This window comes from Kitasatospora sp. NPDC001132 (assembly GCF_053598415.1).
Window position 1 is genome coordinate 15,248 of sequence record NZ_JBSFKF010000059.1, and the last position, 14,667, is coordinate 29,914.

General features: G+C 76.2%; 1 protein-coding gene. It reads left to right on the plus strand.

Features of this window, described 5'->3' with window-relative positions:
• Positions 1-205: 205 nt before the first annotated feature.
• Positions 206-14,667 (plus strand): type I polyketide synthase (locus ACWDBE_RS37905; protein ID WP_449810241.1); only part of this gene is annotated, 14,462 nt, incomplete at its 3' end.

A 14,667-nucleotide genomic window follows, 5' to 3' on the forward strand; every position in this document is an offset into this window, starting at 1 on the left:
TTGTCCCGACCCCCGCTTCGTCATGGGGGCCCTAGGGGGGCTGGTAGGGGTTGTCCGCCTTCACCGCCCTTCATAGCGTCAGGGCGAAACCCTTCACTGTTGTGGTCCAGTCGTGTGCGCGTGCGTGCCCGGAGGACCCGCTCACCCCGATGAGGTGGCCCTCCGCATGGCGAATGAAGAGACGCTTCGCGACTACCTCAAGTGGGTGACCGCGGACCTCCAGCAGACCAAGCAGCAGCTGAGGGACCTCCAGGCGGAGAGCCGCGAACCGATCGCCATCGTGGGCATGGCCTGCCGCTACCCCGGCGGCATCGACACCCCCGAACGACTGTGGGACCTGGTCGCGGACGGCCGGGACGCCATCGGCGGCTTCCCCGAGGACCGCGGCTGGGACCTCGACGGGCTGTACGACCCGGACCCGGAGCACGCCGGCACCAGCTACGCGCGCGAGGGCGGCTTCCTGCGAGCGGTGGGGGAGTTCGACGCGGGCTTCTTCGGGATCTCGCCGCGCGAGGCCCTCGCGATGGACCCGCAGCAACGGCTGCTGCTGGAGACCTCCTGGGAGGCCTTCGAGCGGGCCGGCCTCGACCCGGCCGCGCTCAAGGGCGGAAAGACCGGGGTCTTCGTCGGCACCGCCGGCCAGGACTACCTGGGCCTGGTCGTCGCCGGCGAGGCCGAGGGCGCCGAGGGCCACCTCGCCACCGGCAACGCGGCCAGCGTGCTCTCCGGCCGACTCGCCTACACCTTCGGGCTTGAGGGCCCGGCCGTCACCGTCGACACCGCCTGCTCCTCCTCGCTGGTCGCCCTCCACCTCGCCGTGCAGTCGCTGCGCAACGGCGACTCCACGCTGGCCCTGGCCGGCGGTGCGACGATCATGTCCACCCCCTCCTCCTTCATCGAGTTCAGCCGCCAGCGCGGCCTGGCCGTCGACGGCCGCTGCAAGCCCTTCGCGGAGGCCGCCGACGGCACCGGCTGGGCCGAGGGCGTCGGCATGCTCCTGCTGGAGCGCCTCTCCGACGCGCAGCGCAACGGCCACCAGGTGCTCGCGGTCGTGCGCGGCTCGGCGATCAACCAGGACGGTGCCAGCAACGGCCTCACCGCTCCCAACGGCCCCGCCCAGCAGCGCGTCATCCTGCGCGCCCTGGCCAACGCCCGGCTCTCGGCGGGCCAGGTCGACGCCGTCGAGGCGCACGGCACCGGTACGGTGCTCGGCGACCCGATCGAGGCCCAGGCCCTGCTCGACACCTACGGCCAGGACCGGCCCGCCGGCCGTCCGCTGTGGCTGGGCTCGCTCAAGTCCAACCTCGGCCACTCGCAGGCCGCGGCCGGCGTCGGCGGCGTGATCAAGATGGTCATGGCGCTGCGCAACGGCGTGCTGCCGCAGACCCTCCACGTCGACCGCCCGACCTCGCACGTCGACTGGTCCGGCGGCGCCGTGGAACTGCTGACCGAGGCGCGCGACTGGCCCGCGGCGGACGAGCCGCGCCGGGCGGGCGTCTCGGCCTTCGGCATGAGCGGCACCAACGCGCACGTCGTCCTGGAGGAGGCCCCGGCGGCGGAGGACGCCGCCGCCGCGCCGTCCGAGTCGGCCGGTTCGGCAGGTTCGACCGGCCAGGCGGGTCCGGCCGTCTGGGCCACCACTGTCGGCGGCCCGCTGCCCTGGGTGCTGTCCGCGCGCGGGGAGACCGCGCTGCGCGCCCAGGCCGGCAAGCTGGCCGCCTTCGTGCAGGAGGCCGGAGCGGAGCTCTCCCTCGCCGGCGTCGGCGCCGAACTCGCCCACGGCCGCGCCCGGTTCGACGAGCGGGCCGTGGTCCTGGCGGGGGAGCGGGACGAACTGCTCGCCGGGCTGGGCGCATTGGCCTCGGGGCAGGACGAGGGCACCTCGTCGGTGGTCCGCGGCTCCGGGGCCGGCGGCAAGCTCGTCATGGTCTTCCCGGGGCAGGGTTCGCAGTGGCTGGGCATGGCCCGGGAGCTGCTCGCGGACTCGCCGGTGTTCCGTTCCCGGATGGAGGAGTGCGCCAAGGCGCTTGCTCCGCATGTGGATTGGGAGCTGCTGGAGGTCGTCTCGGGTGAGGACGGCGGGTGGATGGAGCGGGTGGACGTGGTCCAGCCGGTGCTGTTCGCCGTGATGGTCTCGCTGGCTGCCCTCTGGCGTGCGAACGGTGTGGAGCCGTCGGCGGTGGTGGGGCACTCGCAGGGCGAGATCGCCGCCGCTGCCGTCTCCGGCGCGCTCTCCCTGGAGGACGCGGCGCTGGTGGTGGCGCTGCGCAGCCAGGCGATCACCGAGCTCTCCGGTCTGGGCGGGATGGTGTCCGTTCCGCTGCCCGTGGAGAGTGTCCGCGAGCTGCTGTCCGGCCGGGATGGAATCTCGATCGCTGCGGTCAACGGCCCCGGCTCGGTGGTGGTTTCGGGCGATGCCGGTGCCCTGGACGAGCTGATGGAGCACTGCGCCGGGCAGGAGGTCCGGGCGCGTCGGATCGCGGTGGACTACGCGTCGCACTCGGCGCACGTGGAGCGCATCGAGGCCCGTCTGGCGGAGCTGCTGGCCCCGGTCACGCCCCGGGTTCCGGAGGTGCCGTTCCATTCCACCGTCACCGGTGAACTGATCGACAGCGCTTCGCTGGACGCCGGGTACTGGTACCGCAACCTCCGTCAGACGGTGGAGTTCGCGTCGACCGTCGACGCCCTGCTGGCCTCGGGTCACTCGCAGTTCGTCGAGGTGAGCGCCCACCCGGTGCTGACCGTCGGTATCCAGGAGGCCATCGACGCCGCCAACGCCGAGGCCACGGTCCAGGGCACCCTGCGCCGTGACCAGGGCGGCCGGGAGCGCTTCCTGACCGCCCTCGCCGAGGCCTGGAGCAACGGCGCGTCCGTCGACTGGGCCCCGCTGGTCCCGGCCGCACGCCGTATCGACCTGCCGACCTACGCCTTCCAGCGTGAGAAGTACTGGCCGAAGCCGGGCACGCGCGGTATCGGTGACGTGCTGTCCGCCGGCCTGGGCGCGGCCGACCACCCGCTGCTGGGTGCTGCGGTGGCGCTGGCCGACCGCGACGGGCACGTCTTCACGGGCCGCCTGTCGGTGCAGACCCAGCCGTGGCTGGCGGACCACGCGGTGGCCGGCACGGTGATCCTGCCGGGTACGGCGTTCGTCGAGCTGGCCGTCCGCGCGGGTGACCAGGCCGGTTGTGACGTGCTGGAGGAGCTGACCCTGGAGGCGCCGCTGGTGCTGCCCGTCCAGGGTGGCGTGGCGGTGCAGGTGGTGGTCGGTTCGCCCGACGCCGACGGCCGCCGCGACGTGGAGGTCTACTCCCGCCCCGACGACGCGCAGGGCACGGATGAGCCGTGGACCCGCCACGCCACCGGCACCCTGTCCCGGGGCGGCGCCGTCGAGCCGGAGTTCGACCTCGCCGTCTGGCCCCCGCAGGGCGCCGTCGAGCTGCCCGTCGCGAACCTCTACGAGCGCTTCGCGGCCGGCGGCTTCGCCTACGGTCCGGCGTTCCGCGGCCTGCGGGCCGCCTGGCAGCGCGGGGACGAGGTCTTCGCCGAGGTCGAGCCGGTGCAGGAGGAGCTGGACCGGACCGGCCGCTTCCGGCTGCACCCCGCCCTGCTCGACGCCGCGCTGCACGCGGCCGGCCTCGGCGGGCTGCTGCCCGGGGCGGAGGGCGGACTGCTGCCCTTCGCCTGGACCGGGCTGCGGGTGTACGCCACGGGTGCCGCCGCCCTGCGGGTGCGGCTGGCTCCGGCCGGGCACAACGCCGTCTCGGTGGCGCTGGCCGACCCGACCGGCGCCCCGGTGGCCACGGCCGACGCGCTGACCCTGCGCCCGCTCGACGTCGAGCGGCTGCACTCCGCCGCGCGCGGCGCGCGCACCCCGCTGTACCGCATCGACTGGACCGCCCAGGGGCCCGCCGCCCCGGCCGACGCCGCCCGCTGGGCCGTGCTCGGCGCCGACGCGGCCGTGGCGCCCGACGCCGTCCGGTACCCCGACCTCGCCGCCCTGCTGGCCGCCGTCGCCGCCGGGGAGGCGGCCCCGGAGACCGTGGTCGCGCCGGTCGCCGTCGGCTCCGCCGACCAGGTCGAGGAGGCGCACCGCGCCGCCGCCGCCGCGCTGGCCCTCGCCCAGGAGTGGCTGGCCGCCGAACCCCTGGCCGCCGCCCGCCTGGTGCTGGTGACCCGCGGCGCCGTGGCCGCGCTCGACGCGGAAGCCGTCGAGCGGCCCGCGCACGCCACGGTCTGGGGCCTGCTCCGCTCCGCGCAGTCCGAGCACCCGAACCGCTTCGTCCTGGTCGACCTGGACGACGAGGCCGGCTCCGCCGCCGCGCTGCCCGCCGCCGTCGCCACCGGCGAGCCCCAACTCGCCCTGCGCGCCGGTGAGGTGCTGGCCCCCCGGCTGGTCCGGGCGGTGTCCGAGCAGGACGCCGCCGCCGGCCCGTCCGCCCCGGATCCCGACGGCACGGTGCTGATCACCGGCGGCACCGGCACCCTGGGCGCGCTGCTGGCCCGCCACCTGGTGACCGAGCACGGCGTCCGCCACCTGCTGCTGGCCGGCCGCCGGGGCGAGGCCGCGCCCGGTGCGGTGGAGCTGCGCGACGAACTGGCCGCGCTGGGCGCCGAGGTGACGGTCGCCGCCTGCGACGCCGCCGACCGCGCGGCACTCGCCGCCCTGCTGGACACCGTCCCCACCGACCGCCCGCTCACCGCCGTGATCCACGCGGCCGGTGTCCTGGACGACGGCATGCTGGACGCGCTGACCCCGGAGCGCCTGGAGCGGGTGCTGCGCGCGAAGGTCGACGCGGCCGTCCACCTGGACGAGCTGACCCGCGACCGGCAGCCGGCGCTCTTCGTCCTCTACTCCGGCGCCGCCGGCGTCCTCGGTGCCGTCGGCCAGGCCAACTACGCGGCCGCCAACGCCTTCCTGGACGCGCTCGCCGCCCGGCGCCGGGCCGCCGGCCTGCCCGCCACCTCGCTCGCCTGGGGCCTGTGGGAGCAGGCCAGCGGCATGACCGGCCACCTGGGGGCCGCCGACCTCACCCGGATGCGCCGCTCGGGCCTGCACGCGCTGCCGTCCGCCGAGGCGCTGGGCCTGTTCGACCTCGCGGTGCGCACCGGGCACGCCCTGCTGCTGCCGGTCCGCCTGGACCTGGCCGTCCTGCGCGCCCAGGCCGACCGCCTGCCCACGCTGTTCCGTACGCTCGTCCCGGCTCCCGTCCGGCGTTCCGCGCAGGGCGCCGGCGCCGGGGCCGACGGCTCGCCGCTGCTGCGCCGACTGGCCGGCCGTTCGGCCGCCGAGCAGGAGCGGCTGCTCACCGAGCTGGTGTGCACCCAGGCCGCCGGGGCCCTCGGCCACCGGTCGGCCGAGGCGGTGCACGCCGACCGGCCCTTCAAGGAGCTCGGCTTCGACTCCCTGATGTCCGTCGAGCTGCGCAACCGGCTGGGCCGGGCCACCGGCCTGCGGCTGCCCGCCACCGTGGTCTTCGACCACCCCACCCCCGCCGCGCTCGCCCGTCACCTGCTTGCCGGGCTGGCCCCCGCCGCCACCGCCCCGGCCGCCCCGGCCGTCCGCCGTGCCGCGGCCGACGACGAGCCGATCGCCATCGTCGCGATGAGCTGCCGTTACCCCGGTGGCGTACGCACTCCGGAGCAGCTGTGGCAGCTGGTCGCCGAGGGCACGGACGCCGTCGCCGCGCTGCCCGCCGACCGCGGCTGGGACGCGGACGCCGTCTACGCCGCCGACCCGGACCACGCGGGCGGACGCTTCCGCCGCGAGGGCGCGTTCGTGTACGACGCGGCCGACTTCGACCCGGGCCTGTTCGGCATCTCGCCGCGCGAGGCGATGGCCATGGACCCGCAGCAGCGCCTGCTGCTGGAGACCTCCTGGGAGGCCTTCGAGCGGGCCGGCATCGCCCCGGAGCGCGTGCGCGGCACCCGCGCCGGCGTCTTCGTCGGCGCGATGTACCACGACTACGGCGCCCGCCTGTACGGCGTCTCCGAGGGCCTGGAGGACTTCGACGGCTACCTCGGCAACGGCAACACCGGCAGCGTGGCCTCCGGCCGCGTCGCCTACACCTTCGGCCTGGAGGGCCCGGCGGTCACCGTCGACACGGCCTGCTCCTCCTCGCTGGTCGCCCTGCACCTGGCCGCCCAGGCGCTGCGCAACGGCGAGTGCGAGCTGGCGCTGGCCGGCGGTGTGACGGTGATGTCCACTCCCACGGTCTTCGTCGAGTTCATCCGCCAGCGCGGCCTGGCCGCCGACGGCCGCTGCAAGTCCTTCGCCGCCGCGGCCGACGGCACCGGCTGGGGCGAGGGCGTCGGCATGCTGCTGCTGGAGAAGCTGTCGGACGCCCGGCGCAACGGGCACCCCGTGCTCGCCGTGGTCCGCGGCTCCGCCGTCAACCAGGACGGCGCCAGCAACGGCCTGACCGCCCCCAACGGCCCGTCCCAGCAGCGGGTCATCCGCCAGGCCCTGGCCAACGCCGGACTGACCGCTGCCCAGGTGGACGCGGTCGAGGCGCACGGCACCGGCACCGCGCTGGGCGACCCGATCGAGGCCCAGGCCCTGCTCGCCACCTACGGCCAGGAGCGCAGCGGGGACCCGCTGTGGCTGGGCTCGATCAAGTCCAACATCGGGCACAGCCAGGCCGCCGCCGGTGTGGCCGGCGTGATCAAGATGGTCATGGCGATGCGGGAGGGGCTGCTGCCGCGGACCCTGCACGTGGACGAGCCGTCCCCGCACATCGACTGGGCCTCCGGCGCCGTCGAGCTGCTGACCGAGGCCCGGCCCTGGCCGGAGACCGGGCGCCCGCGCCGCGCGGCCGTCTCCTCCTTCGGCATCAGCGGCACCAACGCCCACACCGTCATCGAGCAGGCCCCCGCCGTCGAGCCGGTGGAGACCGTCCGGCCCGTCCGGGCCTCCGGCCGCCCGCTGCTGCTGTCCGGCGCGACCGCGCAGGCGCTGCGCGACCAGGCCACCCGACTGCTCGACCACCTCGACACCCACCCGGACGTCGACCTCGCCGACCTCGCGCACTCGCTCGGCACCACCCGGGCGGCGCTGGACCACCGGGCCGTCGTGGTCGCGGACGACCTCGCCTCCTTCCGCGGCGCCCTGGCGGCGCTGGCCGAGGGCGGCACGGCCGCCGGGCTGGTGACCGGCGCCGCCGAGGGCGGCAGGCTCGCCTTCCTGTTCACCGGACAGGGCAGCCAGCGCCTCGGCATGGGCCGGGAGCTGTACGAGGCCCACCCGGCGTTCGCCGAGGCCTTCGACGCGGTCTGCGCGCGGGTCGAACTGCCCCTGCGCGAAACGGTGTTCGGCGACGACGCGGAGCTGCTGGACCGCACCGAGTACACCCAGCCCGCGCTGTTCGCCGTCGAGGTGGCGCTGTTCCGCCTGCTGGAGGGCTGGGGGGTCCGTCCGGACGTCCTGGTCGGCCATTCGATCGGTGAGATCGCGGCCGCCCACGTCGCGGGTGTGCTGTCGCTGGACGACGCGGTGGCGCTGGTGTCCGCCCGTGGCCGGCTGATGCAGGCGCTGCCCGAGGGCGGCGCGATGGTCGCGGTGAAGGCCGCCGAGGCGGACGTCCTGCCGCTGCTGACCGCCCAGGTGAGCATCGCGGCCGTCAACGGGCCCTCCTCCGTGGTGATTTCCGGGGACGAGTCCGAAGTCATCGCCATTGCCGGGCAGTTCGGGAAGACCAAGCGGCTCAATGTCTCGCACGCCTTCCACTCGCCGCTGATGGACGGCATGCTGGCGGAGTTCCGGGCCGTCGCCGAGGGCCTGAGCTACACCGAGCCGGTCATCCCGGTGGTCTCCAACGTCACCGGCGCCCTCGCCACCGCCGAGGAGCTGTGCTCGCCCGAGTACTGGGTCCGGCACGTCCGCGAGGCCGTCCGCTTCCTCGACGGCATCCGCACCGCGGCGGCCCAGGGCGTCACCACCTTCGTCGAGCTCGGCCCCGACGGCGTGCTCTCCGCCATGGGCCAGGACTGCGTCGACGGCGGCACGTTCGCCCCCGCGCTGCGCGCCGACCGCCCGGAGGAGCGCAGCCTGCTGGCGGCGCTCGCCACCGCCCACGTCCACGGCGCCGGCCCCGACTGGTCGGCCGTGCCCGCCGTGCGCGACGGCCGCGTGATCGACCTGCCGACCTACGCCTTCCAGGCCCGCCGCTACTGGCTGGAGGCGCCCGCCGCCGGAGCGGCGACGCCCGCCGGCACCCCGGGCGACGAGCGGTTCTGGACGGCCGTCGAGGAGCAGGACGTCGCGGCCCTCGCCGGCACTCTGGAGCTGTCCGCGGACGGCGCCCTGCGCGAGGTGCTGCCCGCCCTGTCGAACTGGCGCCGGCAGCACCGCGCCCGCACCACCGTCGAGGGCTGGCGCTACCGCGTCCAGTGGAAGCCGCTCGGCGCGCCGGACACCGCCCGCCTCGGCGGCACCTGGCTCACCGTCGCGCCCGTCGGCCTCCCGGACGGCGCGGCCGAGCGGCTGGCCGCCGTCGAGCGCGCCCTGACCGCGGTCGGCGCGGACGTCCGGCGCCTGGAGCTCGGCGCCGAGGCCGACCGGGCCCGGCTCACCGAGCTGCTGCGCGACGCGGCCGCCGACGGCCCTGCCGGGATCCTGTCGCTGCTCGCCCTGGACGACGCCGAGCACCCCGCCCACCCGGGCGTGTCCGCCGCCCTGCTGCGGACCGCCCTGCTGGTCCAGGCACTGGGCGACGCCGAGGTGACCGCCCCGCTCTGGCTGACCACCGAGGCCGCCGTGGCCGTGTCGGGCGCCGAGCAGGTCGAGCACCCCGCCCAGGCCCAGCTGTGGGGCCTCGGCCGGGTGGTCGCCCTGGAGCACCCCGATCGCTGGGGCGGACTGGTCGACCTGCCCGCCGCCCTGGACGCGCGCACCGCCGCCCGCCTCGCCGCCCTGCTCGCGCCGGGCTCCGCCGAGGACCAGGTCGCGCTGCGCGCGAACGGTACGTTCGGCCGCCGTCTGGTCCGGGCCGAGTGCACCGAGGCCGCCGACTGGCGCCCGCGCGGCACCGTCCTGGTCACCGGCGGCACCGGCGCCCTGGGCACCCACGTCGCCCGCTGGCTGGCCGCCAACGGCGCCGAGCACCTCGTGCTCACCAGCCGCCGAGGCCTCGAAGCCCCCGGCGCGGCCGAACTGCGCGACGAACTGACCGCACGCGGCGCCCGGGTCACGGTCGCCGCCTGCGACGCCGCCGACCGCACCGCCCTGGCCGCCCTGCTCGCCGAACACCCGGTGAACGCCGTCGTGCACGCGGCCGGGATCGCCCAGAACACGCCGCTCGCCGAGACCGACCCGGCGGAGTTCGCCGCCGTCGTCGCCGGCAAGACCGCCGGAGCCGCCCACCTGGACGCGCTGCTGGACGGCACCGAGCTGGACGCCTTCGTCCTCTTCTCCTCCGTGGCGGGTGTCTGGGGCAGCGGCGGCCAGTGCGCCTACGCCGCCGCCAACGCCCACCTGGACGCGCTCGCCCAGGCCCGCCGCGCCCGCGGCCTCGCCGCCACCGCCGTCGCCTGGGGCCCGTGGGCCGAGGGCGGCATGGCCGCCGACGGCGGCGAGCACCTGCGCCGGCGCGGGCTGCGCCCGATGGCGCCCGAGCAGGCGGTGGCCGCCCTGGCCCAGGCCGTGGGCGCGGGCGAGGACGCCCTCGCCGTGGCGGACCTCGACTGGTCCCGGTTCGCCGCCGGCTTCACCGCCGTGCGCCCCTCCGCACTGCTCGCCGATCTGCCCGAGGCGGTGGCGGCCCAGGCCGACACCACCCCCGTCGAGGAGGGCGCGGCCGGCGGGCTGCGGGCCGTGCTGGCCGGCGCCCCGGCCGCCGCGCGGGAGCGGATCCTGCTCGACCTGGTCCGCACCGAGGCCGCCGCGGTGCTCGGCCACGACTCCGTCGACGGGGTCCTCGCCGGGCGCCCGTTCAAGGAGCTGGGCTTCGACTCGCTGACCGCCGTCGAACTGCGCAACCGGATCGACGCGGCCGTGGGCCTGCGGCTGTCCGCCACGCTGGTCTTCGACTACCCGACCCCGGCCGTCCTCGCCGCCCACCTGGGCGCCGAACTCCTCGGCCCGGACGCCGAGTCCACCGAGGCCGCCCCGGTCCTCGGCGCCCCGGACGAGCCGGTCGCCATCGTCGCGATGAGCTGCCGCTTCCCCGGCGGCGTGCGCACCCCCGAGCAGCTGTGGCGCCTGCTGGCCGACGGCGGCGACGCCATCGGCGGCTTCCCCGCCGACCGCGGCTGGGACCTGGAGGCGCTGTACGACCCGGACCCGGACAACGCCGGCACCAGCTACGCCCGCGAGGGCGGATTCCTGTACGAGGCCGGGGAGTTCGACGCCGCGTTCTTCGGCATCAGCCCGCGCGAGGCCCTCGCGATGGACCCGCAGCAGCGGCTGCTGCTGGAGACCTCCTGGGAGGCCTTCGAGCGGGCCGGCATCGACCCGGAGACCGTGCGCGGCAGCCGGACCGGCGTCTTCGCCGGCACCAACATGCAGGACTACACCAACCTGCTGTTCGCCTCCGAGGAGATCCTGGAGGGCCACCTCGCCACCGGCAACGCGGCCAGCGTGGTCTCCGGGCGCCTGGCCTACACCTTCGGTCTCGAGGGCCCGGCGGTGACGGTGGACACCGCCTGCTCCTCCTCCCTCGTCGCCCTGCATCTGGCCGCCCAGGCGCTGCGGGGCGGCGAGTGCACGCTCGCCCTGGCCGGCGGCGCCACCGTGATGGCCACCCCGGGCGCCTTCATCGAGTTCAGCCGCCAGCGCGGCCTCGCCGACGACGGCCGCTGCAAGGCCTTCGCGGAGGCCGCCGACGGCACCGGCTGGGCCGAGGGCGTCGGCATGCTCCTGCTGGAGCGCCTCTCCGACGCCGAGCGCCTCGGCCACCCGGTGCTGGCGGTGGTCCGCGGCTCGGCCGTCAACCAGGACGGCGCCAGCAACGGCCTCACCGCCCCGAACGGCCCCGCCCAGCAGCGGGTCATCCGCCAGGCGCTGGCCGCCGCCCGCCTGTCGCCCGGCGAGATCGACGCGGTCGAGGCGCACGGCACCGGCACCCGGCTCGGCGACCCGATCGAGGCCCAGGCGCTGCTGGCCACCTACGGCCAGGAGCGCACCGGCGAGCCGCTGTGGCTCGGCTCGGTGAAGTCCAACCTCGGCCACACCCAGGCCGCCGCCGGTGTCGCGGGCGTCATCAAGATGGTGCTGGCGATGCACGAGGGCGTGCTGCCCCGGACCCTGCACGTCGACGAGCCGTCGTCGCACGTGGACTGGGCCACCGGCGCGGTCGAGCTGCTGACGGAGTCGCGGCCCTGGCCCGAGACGGCGCACCCCCGCCGCTCCGCCGTCTCCTCCTTCGGCATGAGCGGCACCAACGCCCACGTCATCCTCGAACAGGCACCCGCCGCCTCCCCGGCCGAGGAGCCCGACGCGGCACCGGCCGACGTGGCTCCGCTGCCCTGGCTGCTGTCGGCCCGCAGCGCGGACGCCCTGCGCGAGCAGGCCGCCCGACTGCGCGACCACCTGACCGGCCCGGACGCACCCGCCGCCGACTCCGTCGCCCACGCACTCGCCACCACGCGCTCCCTGCACGAGCACCGGGCCGTCGTGCTCGGCGCCGACCGGGACGAGCTGCTCGCCGGACTGGACGCCCTCGCGCAGGGCGTCACCACGGCGAACGTGCTCCAGGGCGTCGCACGCGGCGGACGGACGGCGTTCCTGTTCACGGGGCAGGGGAGCCAGCGGCCGGGGATGGGCCGGGAGCTGTACGAGGCGTACCCGGTGTTCGCGGAGGCCTTCGACGCGGTCTGCGCGCGGGTCGAACTGCCGCTGCGTGAAGCCGTGTTCGGCGAGGACGCCGCGGTTCTCGCCCGTACGGAGTTCACCCAGCTCGCGCTGTTCGCCGTCGAGGTGGCGCTGTTCCGGCTGTACGAGAGCTGGGGCGTGCGGCCTGACGTCCTGGCCGGGCACTCGATCGGCGAGCTGGTGGCTGCACACGTCGCGGGCGTGCTGTCGCTGGACGACGCCGTCACCCTGGTGGCGGCCCGTGGCCGGCTGATGCAGGCGCTGCCGGAGGGCGGCGCGATGGTCGCGGTCAAGGCCACCGAGGCCGAGATCCTGCCGCTGCTCACCGAGAACGTCAGCATCGCCGCGATCAACGGGCCGACCTCCGTGGTGATTTCCGGCGACGATGGTGAAGTCCTCGCGATCGCAGGGAAGTTCGAGAAGACCAAGCGTCTCAACGTCTCGCACGCGTTCCACTCGCCGCTGATGGACGGCATGCTGGACGACTTCCGCCGGGTGGCGGAGGGTCTGACGTACAGTGCCCCGCGCATCCCGGTCGTCTCCAACGTCACCGGGGACCTGGCCACCGCCGAGGAGCTGTGCTCGCCCGCGTACTGGGTCCGGCACGTCCGCGAGGCCGTCCGCTTCCTCGACGGCATGCGCACCCTGGAAGCCGACGGCGTCACCACCTTCGTCGAGCTCGGCCCCGACGGCGTGCTGTCCGCGATGGCCCAGGAGTGCGTCGAGGACGGCGTGTTCGTCCCCGCGCTGCGCGCCGGCCGCCCCGAGCGGCCCACCGCCCTGGCCGCCCTCGGCCGGCTCTGCCTGACCGGCAGCGGCCCCGACTGGCAGGCACTCGCCGCCGGCCGCAGCGTCCGCCCGGTCGAGCTGCCGACCTACGCCTTCCAGCGCCGCCGCTACTGGCCGACGCTGCGCGCCCTGCCGACCGGCGACCCGGCCGGCCTGGGCCTGGAGGCCGCCGGGCACCCGCTGCTCGGTGCCGCCGTCGCCCTGGCCGACACCGACGGTTACCTGTTCACCGGCCGCCTCTCGGTGCGGACCCACCCCTGGCTGGCCGACCACGCCGTCCAGGGCCGGATCCTGCTGCCGGGCACGGCCTTCGTCGAACTCGCCGTCCGGGCGGGCGACGAGGTCGGCTGCGGCGCGGTGGAGGACCTCACGCTGGAGGCGCCGCTGGTGCTGCCCGAGCGCGGAGGGATCGTTCTCCAGCTCACCGTCGGGGAGCCCGACGACACCGGCCGCCGCCCCTTCCAGCTTCACTCCCGCCGGGACGACGCGCCCGCCGGTGAGCCGTGGACCCGCCACGCGGCCGGTGCCCTCGGCACCGCCCCGGAGCGGGAGCCCTTCGACCTGTCGGTCTGGCCGCCGGCGGGCGCCGAGGCCGTCGACGCGAGCGGCTTCTACGAGGGCGCGGTCGACCTCGGCTTCGCCTACGGCCCGGCGTTCCAGGGCCTGCGCGCCGTCTGGCTGCGCGGGGACGAGATCTTCGCCGAGGTCGCCCTGCCGGCCGAACACCACACCGAGGCGGGCCGCTACGGCCTGCACCCGGGCCTGCTGGACTCCGCTCTCCACGCGCTCGGCCTGGGCGCGGCCGCCGAGGCCGGTACCGAGGGGGCGGACGGCCCCCAGGGCAGGCTGCCGTTCGCCTGGAGCGACGTCGTCCTGCACGCGGCCGGCGCCCAGGCCCTGCGGGCGCGCCTGACCCGCTCCGGCGGATCGGTCTCCCTCCAGCTGGCCGACGGCGCCGGAGCCCCGGTCGCCGACATCGGCTCGCTCGTCCTGCGCCCGGTCTCGGCCGCCGCGCTGGAGGCCTCGGCCACCGGTCACCCGGAGGCGCTGCACCGACTCGCCTGGACCCCGGTCACCGTCACCGGTACGCCGGAGACGAGTGGTTGGGCCGTGCTCGGCGCGACCGATCTGCCGGTGCTGGGCGGTCTGCGGCAGGTGGCGGATGTGGCCGCGCTGGCGGCGGTGGTGGACCAGGGCGCCGTGGTGCCCGAGGTTGTGGTCGCGGTCGTGGACGGCGACGGCGATGCAGGCGTTGACGGCGGGGTCGCGGTGGTGGCCCGGTCGGTGGTGGCGCGGGTGCTGGAGCTGGTGCGCGGCTGGCTGATGGAGGAGCGGTTCGCCGCTTCGCGGCTGGTCGTGGTGACGCGTGGTGCGGTGGCCGTGGGTGCGGGGGAGAGCCCGGAGCTGGCGGTGGCGGCGGTGTGGGGTCTGGTGCGTTCGGCTCAGACGGAGAACCCGGGCCGGCTGGTGCTGGTGGACGTGGACGGTGCGGCGGAGTCGCTCGCGGCTCTGGGCGCCGCCCTGGCCACCGGCGAGCCCCAACTCGCCCTGCGCGAAGGCGCGGTACTCGTACCCCGGGTGGCCAGGCCGTCCGCCGACACCCTGCCCGTTCCGACCGCCGCCGCCTGGCGGCTGGACTCCCCGCGCAAGGGGACCTTCGAGAACCTGGCGCTGCTCCCCGCCCCGGAAGCGGACCGCCCGCTGGTCGGCGAGGAGGTCCGGGTCGCGGTCCACGCGGCGGGCCTCAACTTCCGTGACGTCCTGAACGCCCTGGGCATGTACCCGGGCGACGCCGGGCCGATGGGCATCGAGGGCGCGGGCGTCGTCCTGGAGGTCGGGCCGGAGGTCACCGGGCTCGCGGTCGGCGACCAGGTGATGGGCCTGCTCTCGGGCGGCTTCGGCCCCCGCTCGGTCACCGACGGCCGGGTCCTGGCCCGGATCCCCGACGGCTGGACCTTCGAGCAGGCGGCCTCCGTGCCGATGGTGTTCCTGACGGCGTACTACGCGTTGGTGGATCTGGGTGGTCTGCGGGCGGGTGAGCGGGTGCTGGTGCATGCCGCCGCCGGTGGTGT